A 20,768-nucleotide genomic window follows, 5' to 3' on the forward strand; every position below is an offset into this window, starting at 1 on the left:
TTAGTTTGAAAGTCTTAAAGTCAAAATCTAAAAGTCATTTAAAAAAGACTTTAAAACATTTGCCATTTGACTAATTCCTATTTGTAACTACGAGTTACTAGTTTAACATTGTCATAAACCAATGGTTCTTTGTGAAGGATAGCGTCACTTGGTTTTCCCTTGTATTCCCAAGCGGCAACATAAGCAAAATTTTCATCATCACGTTGCGCTTCTCCATCTTCTGATTGGTATTCTTCACGGAAATGTCCACCACATGATTCATTACGGTGCAAAGCATCTTTAGCAAACAATTCACCTAACTCAAGGAAATCAGCAACACGACCCGCTTTGTCTAATTCTTGATTTAAGCTAAAAGCATCTCCAGGAACGTTAACATCGTTGTAAAACTCTTCTCTTAGAGCAGCAATCTCTTCTATAGCTTCATTTAATCCTTGAGCATTTCGAGCCATCCCTACTTTATTCCACATGATTTTCCCTAATTTCTTATGGAAATAATCTACTGAATGCGTTCCTTTATTATTTATCAATCGGTCTATGCGTGCTTTTACGTTGTTTTCGGCTTCAACAAATTCAGGTAAATCAGTTGAGATCGTCCCTGTTTTTATTTCTGGCGCCAAGTAATCCCCTATCGTGTAAGGCAAAACAAAGTAACCGTCAGCTAAACCTTGCATCAATGCCGAAGCACCTAATCTATTTGCTCCATGGTCAGAGAAATTTGATTCTCCAATAGAGAAACAACCTGGTATAGTAGTTTGTAAGTTATAATCAACCCAAGTACCACCCATTGTATAATGCACTGCAGGATAAATCATCATTGGTGTAGTGTATGGATCTTCATCAACAATTTTCTCATACATTTGGAATAAATTTCCGTATTTATTGGTAACAGTCGCTGCACCTAATTTAGTTACTAATTTTGTATCATTTGCATCTAAACCTTTAACATAAGCTTGCTCTTTTCCATAACGTTCTATTGCAGCAGCAAAGTCTAAATATACAGCTTCTCCCGTTTTATTTACTCCAAAACCAGCATCACATCTTTCTTTAGCAGCACGAGAAGCAATATCACGCGGCACTAAATTTCCAAAAGCTGGGTAGCGTCTTTCTAAATAATAATCTCTATCGGCTTCGGCTATTTGTGTTGGTTTTAATTTTCCTTCACGAATGCCTTTTGCATCCTCTAGTTTTGCTGGAACCCAGATACGACCATCATTACGCAAAGATTCTGACATCAGCGTTAATTTTGATTGGTGATCTCCTGAAACTGGAATACAAGTTGGGTGAATTTGTGTATAACAAGGATTGGCAAAAAATGCTCCTTTTTTGTGAATTTTCCATGCAGCAGTTGCGTTACTTCCCATTGCGTAAGTAGACAAGAAAAACACATTTCCGTATCCTCCAGATGCAATAACAACGGCGTGTGCAGAATGTCTTTCTATCTCTCCTGAAACTAAATCACGCGCAATAATTCCTCTTGCTTTACCATCCACAACCACTAAATCTTGCATTTCGTGACGCGTAAATGATTTTATTTTCCCACGACCTATTTGTCGGTTCATTGCTGAATAGGCACCTAATAATAGTTGTTGTCCTGTTTGTCCTTTAGCATAAAATGTTCTAGCTACTAAAGTTCCACCAAAAGATCTATTGTCTAATAATCCTCCATATTCACGTGCCAAAGGAACACCTTGCATTACACACTGGTCAATAATATTAACAGAAACTTCGGCTAATCTATGCACGTTAGCTTCTCGTGAACGGTAATCGCCGCCTTTTACAGTATCATAAAATAAACGGAAAGTAGAATCTCCATCTCCTTGATAATTTTTTGCAGCATTGATTCCTCCTTGTGCAGCAATTGAGTGCGCCCGACGAGGCGAATCTTGAAAGCAAAAAGTTTTAACGTTATATCCTAATTCAGCTAAAGTTGCAGCAGCAGAACTACCTGCAAGTCCCGTACCAACAACAATAATATCAATATTACGTTTGTTTGCAGGGTTTACTAAATTTATATGATCTTTATAATTTGTCCATTTGTCCGATATAGGACCATTTGGAATTTTTGAATCTAATGCCATTTATAATTTAATATTAATGATTAAAATGATGAAATAATGCAATGAAAATAAAACCCACAGGTACTACAATAGCAAATGCATATCCCAATGTATGTAATGATCTCGAATATTTATTGTTAAAACCTACAGATTGGAACGAAGAATTAAATCCATGCCATAAATGTAAAGATAGTAAAACGAACGAAACAGAGTAAATAGCAGTACGAACTGGACTTTCAAATTTATGTGTTAATTCAGCAAAGTATCTAGTCTCATCAAGCGGATTTACTTCTACATATTTGTAAACCATTTCGGGAACCCAAAAATCGTAAAAGTGTAAACCCATAAATGCGAGAACCACTAAACCAGTGATAATCATATTTCTGGAGGCCCATGAAGAGTTTGCCGCTCCATTATTCTTCACATAATTGATAGGTCTAGCTTTGTTGTTTTGATATTCTAGAACAATTCCCATTATAAAATGAAATATAACACCCAGAATTAAAATAGGCTGAATAACAAACTGAACCAGCGGATTGTTACCCATGAAATGCGAAATACTATTAAAAACGTCAGCACTAAAAACCGAGGTACTGTTTATAAAAAAATGTTGTGCTAAAAATAAAATTAAGAAAAGTCCTGAAAGCGCCATAGCGACTTTTTTTGCGATCGATGACTTTAATAATGCAGATTTTGCCATAAGAATTTGTATGTATTAATTTAAAAATCATACAAAAATAGAGCAATTACGCATTAACTACAACCTTTTCGCTATAATTTATAATGATTTTAAAGTGTTTACCTGATGAGCTGTGTAATTTACTATAAATCAATTGTTAAAGGACTGCAAATCCGCATTTTAATTAGACAAAAGTGAATTTTTTCGAAAAACAACATATATGTAAAAAGCAATAAACGTTAAGAATATTGGTAAAAATTATGATATCAATAATTTTCCTTCTAATTAAGTTTCATACTCTCAAAAATTTTAGGAAACTATTTTTTTTTCACTTTAAAATATTGTGCTTAAACTCCTAATTTTTAATTTTATAACAAAAAATAGAAGATGAAAATAGGAATTGACGCCATCTCTTTTGATGTTGCAAAAATACATTTTTCAATAACAACTTTGGCAAAAGCCAGAAATATCGAACCTGAAAAATTAGAAAAAGGACTGGGACTTCTTAAAATGACAATACCAGACTTACACCAAGATCCTGTGGTTTTTGGTGCCAATGCCTTGACAAAATTAATAGTAGATCACAAAATAAACCTAACCGAAATCGCTCGAATTTATATTGGAACTGAAAGCGCATTTGACAGTTCAAAACCAATGAGTTCATTTTTAATAGGTTTGATGGAACAAAAATTTGGAGAAAACATTCTGTCAGAATGTGATGTGGTCGATTTTGTTTTTGCATGCATCGGTGGCGTGGATGCTTTACAAAACTGTATCGATTTTATACATGTAAACCCAACTAAAAAAGTAATTGTTGTCACAACTGATGTTGCTAAGTACAACTTAAAATCAACTGGAGAATACACTCAAGGCGCTGGAGCTCTAGCAATGTTAATTACTGCAAATCCCCGAATTATTGCTTTCGAAAACAATTGGGCAACCAGCACCAAGGGAGTTTTTGATTTTTTTAAACCTTATCGAACGATTCCTAAAACAGAAATTACTGGAAATTCCGCAAATGAGCCTTGGTTTGAAAATCTAGAAAGTGAAATTGAAATCCATAAAGACCAGCCTGTTTTTGACGGTCAGTATTCCAATCAATGTTACATGGATCGAACTCGTGAGGCTTATTTCTCTTTCAAGAAATTAAAAAATAGTAAGCAAACCGTTTATGAATCTTGGAAAAGTATTGTCATGCATTTGCCGTATGCGTTTCAAGGACGCCGCATGTTATCTGAAATTTATGCTTTGGATGCATCCAATAAAACTATTTCAGGAACAGAGACTGTTTCTGAATACCAAAATAAGCTGAAAGAAATTAGCAAGTCAGAGGCGTATAAACAATTTGTGAATGAAAAATTAATGCCTGCGGAAATCGCGTCGTCATTGATAGGGAATTTATATACGGGCTCCATCTTTATGGGTTTATTATCCACATTAGCCCATTTTTATGATACAAATCAAGAAATCATTGGGACTAACTTCGGTTTTTTAGCATACGGAAGTGGCTCTAAATCGAAAGTTTTTGAAGGAATTATTCAACCTAATTGGAAATCAGCAATGACTAAAGTTCATCTTTTTGAAACCTTAGAAAATAGTTTAGAGATTGACTTTGAGACTTATGAAAAATTACATAAAAAGGAACAAAAAACGACCGTTCAAACACCAAAAACCGAATGGGCTTTAGAACGAATTGAAACAGAAATACCGACTTTAATTGGCGCACGATATTACAAATGGATTGATTAAGGTGACACTTTTGTAAAAAACATCACGAATTAAGCTGAAAATTTTTGATGCGTTTTTTAAGTTTTATAATACCAAGCTAGCTAAACTTCGCCATATATTGCTGTACAATTTTATCTGTATTTTCATTCCGCATTTTTTGTTCTAAATGAACAGGAGGCGCAGCTCGTTCCAAACAATTTTTCACGGCACAAGTCTCACACGTAACACCCACTACCTGTCTTTTTAATGCATTATTTTCGATGAACTTGAATTTCTTTTTCATTCCTGGGGTAATCAAAATCCCAACTGAAATACTCCGGATGCAATTTATTTTGAACGGATCAGGAGTTGCTGATGAAAAAACTAAATATTCATTTTTACTATTTTCATAACTGGAAATTTGCGCATCAAAAAAGTGATTTTTGTTCTGCTTCAATGATTGCTCAATTGTGCGAATAGAAACCCACCTGCGGCAATAATGCTCATTCATTTCATTAGCATGGGGTTCCTGCTGGTTCGTGATATGCAACTCCTTTTTCATCTGATAAGTATCCGTTCCTATTTGATGCGACAAACGAAGAAAAAAGAGATTTTTTAATTGAAAATCTTTTGGCAAAATATTAGTTAACCTTTGATAAAAAGATTCAGGCGAAACATTAAATCCGTTCATCAAAGCAATCATTTCCTGCGGTTTTGAATCTATCCTGGCTAGAAAAACATTCAATTGCTCGATCAGCTTTTGCCTTGGAATAAGCAAAGCGCCGGCAAAATAAGATGCGTAAAAATTATTTAGCACTTGGTCAAAATTATCAAACTTAATCCAACTAAACGTGTATAACCGTTCTGTAATTTTTAGGTAATTATAAGCTATTTCTTTAGCCAAAATAAACGCTTTTTGAGGTTGGTCAATTTCCTTGGAAAGCAATAATGTTTTACTTTTTGACACATAAATCGATCGCAAATCCCCCAGTTGTTCTTGTTCAGAAAACACTAACTCTTGTATCGTATATCCATATTCCTCAATTAAAATAGCTGTGAGTTCTTCAATGGTAATTTGGACATTCATATCGATGTGAAAAGCGGTTGAAAACTCCAGAACTTTTTGCTCTAAATCATCAAAATAGTTATTATGCGCTTCTTGATAAGAACGCAAAGACGCTAGAAAAAAGCTCTCTCTTGTCAAATTATAATGCTGCGCAATCTCAATAATGGTACTGATAAACGCATTGACTTTGGCGGGAGCATTAGCAATAATATCAATTAGATCGTTTTCTTGTATACCAAAAATATCCAAAGGAATTTCTTTTAAAATACCCGATTTTAATATTTCTCCAATTGGCGCTAAGTTATTGTCCAGCTTTAAAGAGACCATATTATCATAAGAAACATCAAGTTTTTCAGATAGGAGAATAATTTTATCGGTTTTTGGATACTTTTTCCCTTTTTCAATTTCGTTCAAATACGATTTAGAAAGATCGGTAATTTTGGCTAAGCCAAATAAAGACAAGTTTTTATTTGTACGGGCTTGCTTGAGTTTTAACCCAAAAATCAACTTAATATAATCCTTTTCTATGTTCATAAATCCAAAGATAGATTAAAAAATATTTACGTCAAAAAAATTATTTTTCATTTTTAGCGTACGTTCGCTTGTTTTATAAAAAACTTTTTGTAGTATTGCAGTGTTGAATAATTACATATTCCTATTAAAAGTTAAATAATGTTAAATTTAAAAGTCAATACAATGAAATTTACAGAAGTATATACGCATAATATGTTAAATTTTTCAGGAGAAACCACCGAAAGATATCCCGAGATTTTAAATAACGAAGCGATGACTTTTTTGTCTTTCCTACATGAGAATTTTAACGAAAAAAGATTCGTCCTTTTAGAGAATCGAAAAACACAACAAGCATTATTTGACGCAGGCGCTTTGCCTACTTTTCCATTAGAAACAAAAAACATTAGAGAAAGCAGTTGGGAAGCGGCGAATACACCAGCTGATTTACTAGACCGACGTGTCGAAATAACTGGGCCAGTTGATAGAAAAATGGTCATCAATGCCTTGAATTCTGGAGCAAAAACTTTCATGGCCGATTTTGAAGATAGCACCTCTCCCACTTGGAGCAACTTAATGACGGGCCAGCAGAATCTGAAAGATGCAGTAAACAAAACCATCACACTAGAAGACGCGGTGAAAAATAAAAAATACAGTCTCAACAATCAAACAGCGGTGCTACTTGTGCGTCCGAGAGGACTGCATTTGTCTGAGAAGAACCTTTTAATTAATGGCAAAGAAGCGTCAGGATCTCTTGTTGACTTTGGTTTGTATGCATTTCATAATTACAAAAAATTGATTAAGGACGGAACGGCTCCGTATTTTTATATTCCAAAACTAGAACATTATCTAGAAGCACGCTGGTGGAATGAAGTTTTTGAATTCACACAAGAATATTTGGGAGTGCCCAATGGAACTTTCAAAGCCACTGTTTTAATTGAAACAATCACGGCTAGTTTTCAATTGGACGAAATCATTTATGAATTAAGAGATCATATCGTAGGACTAAATTGCGGACGATGGGATTACATTTTTTCTTACATTAAAAAATTAAGAAAAAATCCAACATTCACTGTTCCAAACAGGGATCAGGTAACAATGACCTCACCATTCATGAGCGCTTATTCTCAACTAGTAATTCAAAGATGTCACAAGCGAAATATTCATGCAATTGGTGGCATGGCCGCTCAAATTCCGATTAAAAATAACGAAGAAGCTAACAAAATCGCTTTCGATAAAGTAATTACCGACAAAGAACGCGAGGTGAAAAATGGTCACGATGGCACTTGGGTCGCACATCCTGATTTAGTTTCAATTGCGATGACGGTATTTGACAAACACATGCCAAACAAAAATCAAATTGACGTAAAAAGAGAAGACGTACACGTTACCGAAAGTGATTTGCTAGAAACCCCAAAAGGAACGATTACAGAAGAAGGTGTTCGAAAAAATATCAGTATATCTGTTCTTTATATCGCTTCGTGGCTCAACGGACAAGGCGCAGCAGCACTACATAATTTGATGGAAGATGCCGCCACTGCTGAGATTTCAAGATCACAATTATGGCAATGGCTCCAAAATACGGTGGTTTTAGATAATCAAAAAGTGCTCACTGAAAAGTACTATCATCGCTTGGCCATGGAAGAATTTGAAAAAATTCGAAAGCTTGTTGGAGATGAAAATCATGAAAAACAAAAATACAGACTGGCGGAACAATTATTAGATATCCTTGTCGTGAACGACACTTTCATCGAATTCTTGACTTTACCTGGCTACAAATACATATAAAAAATCAATTACAAAATCTATTTACAAACAACCAAAAAAAAGAAAAATGAAAAGTACCGAAACAAGAATTCAAGAACTAGTGACCGACTGGATTACAAACCCAAGATGGAAAGGCATTGAGCGTCCTTACACTGCTGAAGAAGTGGTAAAATTGCAAGGTTCGTATCAAATTGAACATAGTGTCGCCCGAATTGGAGCAAATACTTTATGGAACAAGCTAAATTCTCAGGATTTTGTGGCTGGACTTGGCGCGCTTACTGGAAATCAAGCAATTCAAGAAGTCGAAGCAGGATTAGACGCTATCTATTTAAGCGGATGGCAAGTTGCGGCCGATGCCAATGTTGCTGGAGAAATGTATCCTGATCAATCCCTTTATCCAGCTAATAGCGTTCCACTAGTAGTGAAACGAATCAATAATGCACTGTTGCGCGCTGACCAAATACAAGTAGTAAACGGAACTACAGACAAAAAAGATTATCTAGTTCCTATTGTTGCAGATGCCGAAGCTGGTTTTGGTGGAAACCTAAACGCTTTTGAATTAATGAAAGCGATGATTGAGGCCGGAGCTGCAGGAGTACATTTTGAAGACCAATTGAGTTCTGCTAAAAAATGCGGACACTTAGGTGGGAAAGTATTAGTTCCTACTCAAGAAGCGATCAATAAATTGATCGCAGCACGATTGGCAGCCGATGTAATGGGCACTCCAACAATTGTTGTAGCCCGCACAGATGCTGATGCAGCTAATTTATTAACAAGTGATATTGACACAAGAGATGCTAAATTCATCACGGGAGAAAAAACGGGAGAAGGCTTTTTCTATGTAAATTGCGGTATAGAACAAGGAATTGACAGAGGATTGAGTTATGCGCCGTATGCCGATTTGATTTGGATGGAAACCAGCAATCCTGATTTGGATTACGCAAGACAATTTGCAGAAGGAATTCACGCAAAATTCCCAGGAAAAATGTTGGCTTACAACTGCTCACCTTCTTTCAACTGGGCTGCCAAATTATCAGTTGCACAAATGGAAACGTTCAGAGAGGACCTTGCTGCGATGGGTTATAAATTCCAATTTATCACATTAGCTGGATTCCACGCTTTAAATACAAGTATGTTTGAATTGTCAAAAGCGTACAAAGAAAGAGGAATGGCCGGTTATTCTGAATTGCAAGAAAGAGAATTTGCTTTACAACAACACGGTTTTAAAGCAGTTAAACATCAGGGTTTTGTAGGCACTTCGTACTTTGATGCGGTTCAAAATACCGTAACAATTGGAAAATCATCTACAACTGCTATGAAAAATTCCACCGAGGTAGCGCAATTTTAAAAAAAATAACTTTTATAAAAAAAACACGATTTCATCTGAAATCGTGTTTTTTATTTTAGAGTATAGCAAATATTTATTTCGGTTCGATAATTTCAAGATCAGTTACCACCTTATCTTTTCCTTTTTGAATGCTCACTGTATTTAATGATACTGGAAGGTAATATTTTCCGTTTTTAGCTTCTTCTAATTTTAATTTTTTATCTCTACTTTTTAATCTTTCCGCCACTTCTTTTGTAATCGAAAGGTCATACACTTGTTTGTTTAGCCCTTTTATCGCTTGTACTTTTTGGGAGAAAATAACTTCTTTGAGACTGTTTTCTATTTGTAGAATCAATTCTGTATTAGCATTTGAATAAAACCAAATTTCAGTTTCTGGAACTGATGCTTTTGCCCATGAACTCCAGCTGTTTCCCCAATCTTTCGATTTCTTTATTTGATTTATTTTAAAAACATGAAGGCTTTCCGCCATGATTTTATCATTCAATTGTTGCACTTGATCTAAATTGACTTTATAAATAGAACGCCCATGCGTTCCCACCACCAAGTCTTTCGCTTTCTTTTGAATCACTAAATCGTGAACGGCTACATTTGGAATTCCGCTAGAAAAATCATCCCAACTCATTCCTTTGTTTAACGAAACATACAAACCATTGTCCGTTCCTAAATATAAAATATTCTCATTTACATTATCTTCAACAATTACATTAACTGGACTTGCCGACACATTACTGGCTATACTTTTCCAAGTTTGTCCAAAATCATCTGACACATACACATGACTAGTGAAATCATCATTTCGATAGCCGTTTAATGTCGCATATACCCGTTCTTTTTTATGAGTCGACGCCACCACTCTAGAAACCCATAAACTTTGAGGTAAATTCTCAGAAATTTTATTCCATGTTGTGCCACCATCTTTAGAAACATGAATCAATCCATCATCACTCCCTGTGTACAGTAAACCAAACTGCAATTGACTTTCACTTACCGTAGCAATAGTTCCAAAAGCAACATTTCCCTGCTTAGTTCCATATGTTAAATCTGGCGAAATAGCAGTCCACGTTTGCCCTTGATTCATCGAACGATGCAAGAAATTAGATCCCATATACAAAATGTCTTGATTGTGCGAAGACAGTAAAATAGGTGTTTGCCAATTGAATCTAAACGGTTTTTCGTCTTTTTTTGGCTTTGGCGAAATGTATTCTCGTTTATTAGTAGTGCGATCTATTCGATAATAATTTCCAAATTGAAATCCTGTAAAAACAATGTTGGGATTTCGCTTGTCTATTTGAGTTTGCATTCCGTCACCACCCATCAAATTTTCATACGGGTATTTACCATTTTGAAGCCACTCAGATGAAAATTTATAATTACTTGGACCAACCCAAACACCATTATCTTGCATTCCACCGTAGATATTGTAGGGTTCTTGCTCATCAACATTCACTGCATAAAACTGACTCACGCTATGCGAGTTACCCTTAAACCAATGCGCTCCGTCATCATAAGAAATATTCAAACCGCCATCATTTCCATTGATCAAGTGTCCCGCCTTGTTTGGATTAACCCAAACAATATGATGATCAGAGTGCACGTTTTGTTCGCTTATGGATGTAAATGTTTTTCCGCCATCATTTGATTTTATAATGGGAACTCCCGACATATATATTTTGTTGGCATCGTTAGGATCTACCGAAATAGCACTGAAATAATATCCGTACGAATAAAAGAAATCGTCAATAAAACCTTGGTGCGTTTTAGTCCAGTTTGCTCCTCCATCAACTGATTTATAGACTTCGGCTCCTATCACTTCGGCATCTGCAAGACTGTTTACGGCTTCCAAAATTACCTTAGCGGCCTCATCTGGATTTAGATATCCATTTTGAACCCAGTGTTTGATATTTTCAGCTCTGTATTTTTCGGTTAGACCATAATTTTTTAAAATCGAATTCACACTTTTATTTGGTAGTTTCAAGAATTCGTCGCCAGGCACTGCAAAAGCAGCAGTTAATGAATTACTTTTTTTTGTATCCAATGGTCGCTTGAATTGATTGTCTAAAACGGCATAAACGGTAGTATCGTCAAACACCGCTAAACCAATACGTCCAACTCCTTCGCCACTAGGAAATCCGCTTTCAGCGATTGAAAAAAGTTTCCAAGTTACGCCTGCATCTTCACTTTTATAAATTCCTGATGTGGCACCGCTTCCTATAAAATCCCAAGCTTTTCTATCTTTTTTCCAAGAAGCCGCAAATTGAATATTAAAGTTTTTTGGCGACACAGCCACATCAATAATACCAGTTTCATTATCTATAAACAATGTTTTATTCCAAGTTTTACCTCCATCAGTTGTTTTGAAAATTCCTCGTTCTTCATTTTTCGAATACAAATGGCCAACTGCCCCAACAACAACTTCATCTGGATTAGCGGGATTAATCAATATTCTACTAATGTGATGACTGTCGTGCAATCCCATATTTTGCCACGTTTTCCCTTTATCTTCTGATTTTAGGATTCCAATTCCCGCATACGAAGATCGAGACGAATTGACCTCTCCAGTTCCTACCCAAATGGTTCCTCGTTTCCAGTCTACCGCAATGTCACCTACATTCTGCGTAGGCGCCGCATCCATAACGGGCGAAAAACTCATTCCATTATTATTAGTGTACCAAAGTCCTCCCGAGCCATATCCTACATAAAACTCAGTTGGATTTTCGGGATTAACATCTATATCAACTACTCGACCACTCATCACGGTTGGTCCTACATTATCAAAAGTAACATTCTGAAAAAGTGATTGGTTTTCCATTTGTTTTTTGGCTTCCAAGCCACGCTGAATTTCCTCAGACGAAACTTGTCCGTGAAAGACGCTTTGAATAATTAAAAACGAGAATAGTATTATTTTTTTCATTTGTAGATAATATTTGTTTTTTATTGGAATATGGAATTCGCATATCTTCATAGGTGTTTGCGACCAAATCTAGGTCATGCTAATTTCATGAAATGTAATTTGAGGTGGAAAATTAATAATAAAAATAGATACTTTAAAATTTTATATAGTAATTAACATCCGTTTCTCTCAAAGTTACTATTTTTGAATATTCAATACCGAAACACTGAATTGCGATCAATTATTTGTTGTTTCAACGAAAACAGCTTGTTCAAATTGCATTTTACACCTAAAAAAACAATACGCGACAAATGAAATACCACCAAATTAAACGAGATTTATTTATAAAAAACAGAGAAAAGTTTATGGCCCAAATGAAGCCAAAAAGCGTTGCTGTTTTTAATTCCAACGATGTTTATCCCATTTCGGCAGACAGCACTTTACCATTTGCGCAGCATCGTGACATCCTTTATTTAAGTGGTGTTGATCAAGAAGAAAGTATATTATTGCTTTTTCCAGATGCACCTTATGAACATCAAAGAGAAATGTTATTCTTGAAAGAAACTAGCAAACACATCGCCATTTGGGAGGGGGAAAAATTGACCAAAGAACGCGCTTTTGAAGTAACTGGAATTAGAACTGTTTACTGGTTGCAAGATTTCGAAAAAGTTTTATTCGAAATGATGACGCATTCTGAAACGATTTACATCAACACAAATGAGCATTATCGTGCGACAGTAGAAACTGAGACGCGTGAGGCTCGTTTTGTAAAATGGTGGAAAGATAAATATCCAGCACATGCTGTTGCCAAAAGTAATCCTATTTTGCAACGTCTTCGATCTGTAAAAGAAACCGAAGAATTGGATTTAATCCAAAAAGCGTGTAACATCACGGAACTTGGCTTTAGAAGACTTCTATCTTTCGTGAAGCCCAATGTCACTGAATATGAAATTGAAGCAGAGTTGATTCACGAATTTATTCGCAACCGTTCTAGAGGTTTTGCATACACCCCAATTATTGCATCTGGAAACAATGCTAATGTGTTGCACTACATTGAAAATAACCAACAATGCAAAGCGGGGGATTTAATTCTATTAGATGTTGCGGCTGAATATGCAAATTATTCGAGTGATATGTCGCGAACAATTCCCGTTTCAGGAACTTTTACTAAAAGACAAAAAGAAGTTTATAATGCTGTTTTGCGTGTCAAAAATGAAGCTACAAAAATGCTGACAACTGGAACGCTCTGGAAGCAATACCATATTGAAGTTGGGAAAATAATGACTTCTGAACTACTTGGTTTGGGTCTTATTGATAAAGCTGATGTACAGAACGAAAATCCAGATTGGCCTGCTTACAAAAAATATTTCATGCACGGAACGTCCCACCACATGGGACTTGATACGCACGATTATGGAATCCTCACCGAACCAATGAAAGCCAATATGGTGTTTACCGTAGAACCTGGGATTTATATTCCTGCGGAAGGTTTTGGGATTCGTCTTGAGGATAATATTATCGTTCAAGAAAGTGGCGAACCTTTTAACATGATGCGCAACATTCCTATTGAAGTAGCCGAAATTGAAGAATTAATGAACGCATAATACTTTTCAACCTAACAAATACACAGTCTAGAGCAATCTAGGCTGTTTTTTTTTGGAGCAGAAAGTACGCTTTTCAAAACAGCGTTCCCTCCTGCTGTTCGTTATATCTCTTGTTCCGTTACCACTCCACAAGAGGATAGCACTGCCATCAGGGCTGTACACAACGTCCATTTTTCAAAAGAACTAAAAATATTAAATCGATTAAAAAACAGTAACTTTATAATCAATTACTACACTTATTTAATAAACATTTCAATGGTCATAAATCAATTAAAACCATTATTGAATTAAGAAAAATTAAGTGTAGCGTCAATGAACTTAAAGGTAAAAAAAATCGAACAAAACTTAAAACATAAAAATCATGCGAGCACACGAAATAGATTACCACATATTTGGCGAGGAAATGCAATATGTAGAAATAGAATTAGACCCACAGGAAATTGTAATTGCTGAAGCAGGGAGTTTTATGATGATGGACAATAACATCCAAATGGAAACTATTTTTGGGGATGGATCTGGACAGGAAAACGGACTTTTTGGAAAACTGTTAAGCGCTGGAAAACGAGTGCTGACTGGAGAAAGTTTATTCATGACCGCGTTCATTAATCAAAATAATACTAAAAGCAAAGTCTCGTTTGCCGCACCATATCCCGGAAAAATTATTCCAATTGATTTAACGCAATTCGCAGGAAAATTCGTTTGCCAAAAAGATTCTTTTCTCTGCGCTGCCAAAGGCGTTTCCGTGGGAATTGAATTCTCCAAGAAACTCGGTCGTGGCTTATTTGGTGGTGAAGGTTTCATCATGCAAAAAATTGAGGGTGACGGCATGGCGTTTGTACATACCGGAGGAACCTTGGCAATAAAAGAATTAGCTGCAGGCCAAATCCTAAAAGTAGATACCGGCTGTATTGTAGGTTTTACTAAAGATGTCGATTATGACATTGAGTTCATTGGCGGAATCAAGAATTCTATTTTTGGTGGCGAAGGATTATTTTACGCGACACTTCGCGGACCAGGAACGGTTTATATTCAATCCTTGCCGTTCAGCCGACTCGCTGATAGAATTATCGCATCGGCACCAAGAGCGGGCGGAAACAGCAGAGATGAAGGAAGTTTACTCGGCGGATTAGGAAGCATACTTGGCGGCGATAGAAAGTTTTAAGTTATTCTAACGGCTTTCAATAAAGGGAGCCGCTTTTATCTCAAAGGAAGTTGAATTTGTGGTAAAGGTTGACAAAGTGTTTTGTTAACTATTTTTTCTCTCATTAATTTTTTCTTGTTGAAGTGTCGGGAAATATTTTGAATTATTTCGGTATAATTATCTGTTATTACATTTCGTTCAATATCCTTTTGCTCGTAATAAAAAACTTTGATTGATCGGCAATTTATATGCTCAAAAATTGTATGCAATAAAGTTCTATCAGACAAACCGCATGAGTGACCCATAATTAAAACTTGAAATCTTCCAGTACCAATATAATCAAGCAAATTTTTATAATTAGAGTTTTGTAGATATTGGAATGACTTAAAATTTTTTAGATACTCGTTATCATCAATATTTTCAATCATTTTATAATCATCATCCATTTCGTCACCAAAGCCAAAATTTATTCTATTACCAATATCTTCTAACCTCCCGTGAATTTGTATGTTTTCTATATTTCCATAATTTCTAAATTCACCATATTCCTTTGTAAGAGCAATATATTTGTCAACTGTTCTAGTATAATTAAAATTTAAAATACGGGTTTTTATTTCACTCCTTTTATTGATATAATCCTGATAAAAAGTCTTTAAATAATCCTGATCTTGACTCGAGAATTCTTGAAAATATTCTTCAGATCCTTTATTAATTTTAAATACAGCAGAAATAGGACCTATTTTAGAACTAGTATCAATTATATTGGTGATCAAATATCTCTCCAGCAGTTTTTGTACCTGTTCAAATTCCCTATTTAATTTTTCAACCTGATTTTTCTGCTCTTCCAACCAATATTGTTTGGACTTCGAAATATTTAGACATTCAGATTTTACAATTCCCTTTAATATTCCATAATATTCGTTTTCTATATCAACCCAGTTTTGGATACATTTCTGATTAATTAATTTAAAAAAAGTGTTTTTATAAATAAGGACATGAGCTCTTGGATATTTTCCCGTTAAAATATTATTGCCATACTCCCGATAAATTTCAGCATCACTAAATTTTATAGAATCATCACAAGCCAAAATCGCTGACGCTACATCATTTAAATTTTTAATGTTTTCAAATTCTACGTGGGTTTGTAAATCAAATGAAACAAACTCATCATTATGATTTGAATATATAATTCCTTTCCAATAGTCATCTATAAAATCTTTGTAAGAAGTTGGTAATCCATGCGCTAAATCAAATCCGTTTCCAATAATTACTAATCTATTCATACTTTATAATGCTTTTCTCAAATATAGCATTTTCTCTTCTATGAAATTGTATGGCTTATAAGTTTCAAAAAAATAAAATGTTAAACCAAATTTTACAACGAATCTAGTTTAAAAATAAATGCCTTAATTTTACAAAAAATCTAATTCTTTATTTTGAAACAAATTCAATTCAAAAACACGCAAATTTCTTTTTCTGATACTGGGAAAGGTACTGCTGTTGTCTTGCTTCATGGTTTCTTGGAAAACAAAAGCATGTGGGATTTTTATATTCCGGAATTTGCTAAAAAAAACCGCGTTATTGCCATTGATTTATTAGGACACGGATCAACGGAATGTTTGGGTTATGTGCAAACGATGGAAGACAATGCGGATGCTGTTCATGCCGTTTTATTAGAATTGCGTATCCGAAAGGCCGTCTTTGTTGGTCATTCCATGGGTGGTTATGTAACGTTGGCTTTCGCCGAATTATACCCTGACATTATCAAAGGATTGGTTTTATTAAACTCTTCCGCAAAAGCCGACAGCGACGAACGAAAAATAAATCGGGATCGAGCTATCAAGGCGGTAAAACAATCTTTTATGAATTTTGTTTCGCTTTCTATTGCTAATTTATTCAGCGAATCGAATAGGGAGCGACTATCTTCAGAAATTGAACACGTAAAAAAAGACGCTTTAAAAACGCCGCTTCAAGGAATTGTAGCCTCGCTAGAAGGAATGAAAATAAGACCCGACAGAGAAATTTTGTTACATATTACCCCTTTCCCTAAACTATTAATTCTGGGCAAAAAAGACCCTGTTTTAAATTATGAAGAAACTAAAGATCAGATAGAAAATACAGCAGTAAAACTGGTGACTTTTCCAGATGGGCACATGAGTCATATTGAAAACCAAGACGAATTACTCAATGTATTATTGGCTTTTTTCAAAAGCATTTAAATCATTCCTACTTTCAAATACCCTTTCTCCACTAAATCGTTTTTGTGTTTTAAGTGGTGCAGTTTGCCTTCTTTCATCAACGCTAGTTTCGCGGATACTTTTATCACGTTTTCATAATTGTGATCAGTGATAATGATACCTTTTTTGTTTGACATTTCTGTGATTAAATCATTCACTTTATCAATCATAATTGGTGATAAACCATTATAAGGCTCGTCAAGAAGAACAAATTTGGATGCGTTATTTAGGATTAATTTAATTTCTAAATACCGCAATTCTCCGCCAGACAAATGCTTTATTTTTTTGCCAATATCGATTGAATCATTTCATCGGCGCAAAAGTCTTGTATTTTATCTTTAGTAATAGATAATGCGATTGTTTTTTTAACTGAAAATGAATTTGGAATAAAATTCTCTTGAGGCAAATAACTGATTTCGTTTAGCAAATCGCTCGTTTTAGATTTTACGACACCATTAACGCGAACAAACTTAAAATCGGCAGCTTCAATTCCGAAAATAATTTTTAATAAGGTCGATTTGCCAGAACCATTTCTGCCTAAAATTCCAATAATATCGCCTGTTTGACATTTCAAGTACACATCCGAAATAATGATTTTTTCATTATAGTGTTTTTGGACACTGTCTACTTCTAATACACTTTTTGTCATACCAATCTCAAAATTTGGTTAATGAATAAAATCAAAACTAACGAAAAAGCAAAATTCATCAAAAAACTATAGACGAACAGTTGTATTTTTGAGATTCCGTTGTGATAATAAAACAAATATTCGTTTCTTGAATTCACTTCCTTAATTAACAAACTAATAAAGAAACCAAAAAAAATAAGCGCATACTTAAATAGTTGAAATCCTCCACATACCATTGCCAATAAACTGACTGAGATATTTATTATTAAAGTACTTTTATAAAACTCGAATATGTTAGCTGGTTTTCTGATAGTTCTAAATTATTTTCTCTTTAAAAGGAATAGTATCATCTAAAATTTCACTGAGTAAAAGGACTATTTGTTCGACATAATTACTTAAAATTTTATCATCAATAATACTATTCACCTCTTTATCTTCTTTAAAATTAAATGGAAGAAAACCTGCTTTTAAATTCTTGAAGGAAATAATTCCCGCTTCAATAGGTTTTTCTTTTGCTTCGCACTCGTACATGTAAGCATACGCAAGCACCTGAATAATCTTATCACTTTTAATATCATCCGTTAATCCATTCCACGATTTAAGCGTCACACTTGCTTTTTCTACTTTTCCCGTTTTGTAATCAATGATTCGAATGATTCCATTGCGTTCTTCAATTCGATCCACATTTCCTCTTATCAATACTGGGAAAGGCAAACTAGGATGCTGTAATTGTCTCTCGAAAGTTTGTTCTAACGCAAGAATTTTGATGGCATCACCATTCTTTATGCTTACCAATTCTACTTTGAGAAAGTTGGAAACATTACGCTTAGCAACTTCAAACGCTAATAAATTTCTTCCTTTTTTGATTTCGCCTTCTTTGTAAACCAATTTAAATTGTTTTAAAACCTCTTTGTCAATTTGTTTAAAACAGTTAAGAATATCGCTTTCGGAAATAAATTTGCCAATAAAAGGCTCGTATAAAACCTTCAATGTTTCATGAATAATGGTTCCCAACGTATTCAAAGCAATATTTTCCTCGACCTCTTCCACTTCGCTGATGCGCAAAATTTTCTGAAAGTAAAATTGGATTGGATTACGAATGTAACTCGTCAATGCCGATGGAGAAAAGCCTTTGTCTGCGATTTCCCTTAAGCGAACCATCACACTCTCCGATTTTGGAATAACCATTGCCTGATATGCTGTTTCAGGTAAAACAGCATTATAAATTTCGTGTGTCAATCTATGATTAACCTGTTTTTCAACTTCGAGTTGGGTGATAAATCGGCTTTTTTCACCTGCGTCTATACCTTCACTTTCGGTGTTATAAAGTAAATAGATATTCTTGGCTCGCTGCAGCAAATGATAAAAATGATAGGTATAAATAGCATCTTTCTCTTTGAAAGTAGGCAAACCTAATTCGCGTTTCACATCATAAGGAATAAACGAATTCTGGGATTTTCCAGCTGGAAATTTTCCTTCATTCATAGAGGTCACAATAACGGTATCAAAATCTAATACCCGACTTTCTAACACACCCATAATTTGTAAACCATTTAACGGTTCTCCTTCAAAAGAAACTTCAGCGAGATCAATCACTTGTTTATAAATGGCATATAGCGTTTCTATTTTATCAATATGTTTGTGCTTAGAGTAGTAATTAATCAGTTTATTGATAACTTTAAAAATTGCAAAAACAAAAGCTTTAGTAATTTTTTCCTCGTCATTATCGTTACTTAAATTTTCTTTTATGGTTTGCAATAATTTAGAAATCGTTTCTAAGACTGGAATGGACCCTTTTTCCCATTTTTGGAATAAAAGTAGAAACAACTCACTTGGAATTAGATTCAATTCTACCAATTTATGGTGCGTAATAAAAGTATAATTATTTTGATTAATAATATGAACAAGAGTGCTAGTTTTAGCATACGGTTCGACTAATGAGTGTGTCAAAATATCAAGTACATCTTTGTAATAAAATACATAACTGCTGTTATTTCTTGATATTGCATTAGTGTGCATTTTAAATAATTTAGCGATCAAAATTTGAGCTGGATTGTTCTTACTAGAATATCCCATCGTAATGTTGAGTGCTCCAACCGCCGCAGGTAGAGAATACAAAAGCGGAACTAATAGATTTTCATCTCCAAGAACGATAGCTACCTTGTCAAGTTTCCTATTTGGATTATCATGAATAATATTTTCAATTAGACTTCCAGCAATTTTGGCTTGACCAATTGTCTTGGGCGTACCAATAACATCAATATTTTTTGATTGCGAAAAATCATCTACAATCCATTCGAAAGGATGGGTTTTATAGTGCTTCCAGCTTTCTTTGAAACGACGTACAAACAAACCCGCGTCATGATAGGGATCATTCAGAAAAGTTTGATCTACATCCCAATAAATTGTTCCTTGATCTGCTGCAACAAGGTGCTGAATTATTTTTTCCTCGGCTGCATTCAACGCATTAAAACCTGCAAAGAGGAATTTTTTATCTCTTACTGAATTTGTAAAATTATTGAGATTGTTTACCGCTTCCCGATAAATAAGACCTTGGTATCCTATTCCTTTATTCAATAAATGCGTGTAGAGCGATTGATAATAATTGGGCAGTAATTTCCAAAAATCAATATATTTTTCTAATAGGGAAGTCTTATTCTCAACTTCAATTCCCCATTTTTTAATATCCTCAATGTCTTTCAAATAAGAAAGCACATGCGCTGGATCTAATAAATAGCGATCAATTTCATTAAAGTCTTGCAACAACGTTTTAGCCCAATTAGCAAATAACTCGAAAGACTGCTGATTCGATTTTTCAGTAATTGACAAATAAACTTCATAGAATTCGAATAGCAATTCGATAGGATCAATAGTACGGATACCTGCTATGTTTTGCACAAAATCTTCAATACTTATAATTTCAGGAGATAGAATATTTCTTGAAACTTGCTTTTTTAATGCTTCAATAAGGAATATTTTGGCTCGTTTATTAGGTAGAACGACAATGGTATTCGAAAGGGTAATGGAATAATTTTCAAGTAAAACGGAAGCAATCTTATCTAAAAAAGAAGTATTTATCATTTTATAAAAATAAAAAAAACGCCCCGATAAATCGAGGCGTTTTTGAAAAATAT

General features: G+C 34.6%; 14 protein-coding genes. 6 read left to right on the plus strand and 8 right to left on the minus strand.

Annotation, left to right across the window (positions count from 1 at the left end):
* Window positions 1–77: 77 nt before the first annotated feature.
* Both BUB42_RS01475 and BUB42_RS01480 read right to left on the minus strand, forming a co-directional pair.
* Window positions 78–2,078, minus strand: a complete 2,001-nt coding sequence (locus BUB42_RS01475; RefSeq protein WP_073016478.1) for a fumarate reductase/succinate dehydrogenase flavoprotein subunit — start codon at window positions 2,076–2,078, stop codon at window positions 78–80.
* 13 nt (window positions 2,079–2,091) lie between these two features.
* Window positions 2,092–2,757, minus strand: a complete 666-nt coding sequence (locus BUB42_RS01480; RefSeq protein WP_073016480.1) for a succinate dehydrogenase cytochrome b subunit — start codon at window positions 2,755–2,757, stop codon at window positions 2,092–2,094.
* A 366-nt stretch (window positions 2,758–3,123) separates the two neighbouring features.
* Between BUB42_RS01480 and BUB42_RS01485 the strand changes: the two genes are divergently transcribed.
* A complete protein-coding gene (locus BUB42_RS01485) occupies window positions 3,124–4,485 on the plus strand; it encodes a hydroxymethylglutaryl-CoA synthase family protein (RefSeq protein WP_073016481.1) in 1,362 nt (453 codons plus the stop codon).
* A 76-nt stretch (window positions 4,486–4,561) separates the two neighbouring features.
* Here the strand turns inward: BUB42_RS01485 and BUB42_RS01490 are convergent, their stop codons facing one another.
* Window positions 4,562–6,043, minus strand: coding sequence for a helix-turn-helix domain-containing protein (locus BUB42_RS01490; protein ID WP_073016483.1), 1,482 nt, complete (start codon window positions 6,041–6,043; stop codon window positions 4,562–4,564).
* A 162-nt stretch (window positions 6,044–6,205) separates the two neighbouring features.
* Here BUB42_RS01490 and aceB point away from each other — a divergent pair, with 162 nt between their 5' ends.
* On the plus strand, window positions 6,206–7,807 hold the full coding sequence (gene aceB, locus BUB42_RS01495) for a malate synthase A (RefSeq protein WP_084118269.1): 1,602 nt from the start codon (window positions 6,206–6,208) through the stop codon (window positions 7,805–7,807).
* Window positions 7,808–7,853: 46 nt separating this feature from the next.
* Window positions 7,854–9,134, plus strand: a complete 1,281-nt coding sequence (gene aceA / locus BUB42_RS01500) for an isocitrate lyase (protein WP_073016484.1) — start codon at window positions 7,854–7,856, stop codon at window positions 9,132–9,134.
* A gap of 73 nt (window positions 9,135–9,207) precedes the next feature.
* Here the strand turns inward: aceA and BUB42_RS01505 are convergent, their stop codons facing one another.
* Entirely contained in the window at window positions 9,208–12,045 is a 2,838-nt protein-coding gene (locus BUB42_RS01505; protein WP_073016755.1) for a WD40/YVTN/BNR-like repeat-containing protein, read from the minus strand.
* A 290-nt stretch (window positions 12,046–12,335) separates the two neighbouring features.
* Between BUB42_RS01505 and BUB42_RS01510 the strand changes: the two genes are divergently transcribed.
* Complete coding sequence (locus tag BUB42_RS01510) at window positions 12,336–13,628, plus strand: aminopeptidase P family protein (RefSeq protein ID WP_073016486.1); 1,293 nt, start codon at window positions 12,336–12,338, stop codon at window positions 13,626–13,628.
* A gap of 361 nt (window positions 13,629–13,989) precedes the next feature.
* The gene (locus tag BUB42_RS01515) at window positions 13,990–14,790 is read left to right on the plus strand and encodes a TIGR00266 family protein (protein ID WP_073016488.1); all 801 of its coding nucleotides are present in this window, start codon (window positions 13,990–13,992) and stop codon (window positions 14,788–14,790) included.
* Window positions 14,791–14,825: 35 nt separating this feature from the next.
* Here the strand turns inward: BUB42_RS01515 and BUB42_RS01520 are convergent, their stop codons facing one another.
* Window positions 14,826–16,052 (minus strand): AbiH family protein, encoded by a 1,227-nt coding sequence (locus tag BUB42_RS01520; RefSeq protein WP_073016490.1) that lies wholly within the window; start codon window positions 16,050–16,052, stop codon window positions 14,826–14,828.
* Window positions 16,053–16,205: 153 nt separating this feature from the next.
* Between BUB42_RS01520 and BUB42_RS01525 the strand changes: the two genes are divergently transcribed.
* Entirely contained in the window at window positions 16,206–16,988 is a 783-nt protein-coding gene (locus BUB42_RS01525; protein ID WP_073016492.1) for an alpha/beta fold hydrolase, read from the plus strand.
* Here BUB42_RS01525 and BUB42_RS16630 read toward each other — a convergent pair.
* The 3 genes from BUB42_RS16630 to BUB42_RS01540 all read right to left on the minus strand — a co-directional run bounded on the left by BUB42_RS16630 (window position 16,985) and on the right by BUB42_RS01540 (window position 20,715).
* Window positions 16,985–17,278 (minus strand): P-loop NTPase family protein, encoded by a 294-nt coding sequence (locus BUB42_RS16630; protein ID WP_170857171.1) that lies wholly within the window; start codon window positions 17,276–17,278, stop codon window positions 16,985–16,987. The two genes, BUB42_RS01525 and BUB42_RS16630, sit on opposite strands and share 4 nt — an antisense overlap.
* Before the next feature lie 5 nt (window positions 17,279–17,283).
* The gene (locus tag BUB42_RS16635) at window positions 17,284–17,655 is read right to left on the minus strand and encodes an ATP-binding cassette domain-containing protein (RefSeq protein WP_170857172.1); all 372 of its coding nucleotides are present in this window, start codon (window positions 17,653–17,655) and stop codon (window positions 17,284–17,286) included.
* A gap of 294 nt (window positions 17,656–17,949) precedes the next feature.
* Window positions 17,950–20,715 (minus strand): PD-(D/E)XK nuclease family protein, encoded by a 2,766-nt coding sequence (locus BUB42_RS01540; RefSeq protein ID WP_073016505.1) that lies wholly within the window; start codon window positions 20,713–20,715, stop codon window positions 17,950–17,952.
* Between the last annotated feature and the right edge of the window lie 53 nt (window positions 20,716–20,768).

This window comes from Flavobacterium micromati (genome assembly GCF_900129585.1).
GTDB classification, from domain to species: domain Bacteria; phylum Bacteroidota; class Bacteroidia; order Flavobacteriales; family Flavobacteriaceae; genus Flavobacterium; species Flavobacterium micromati.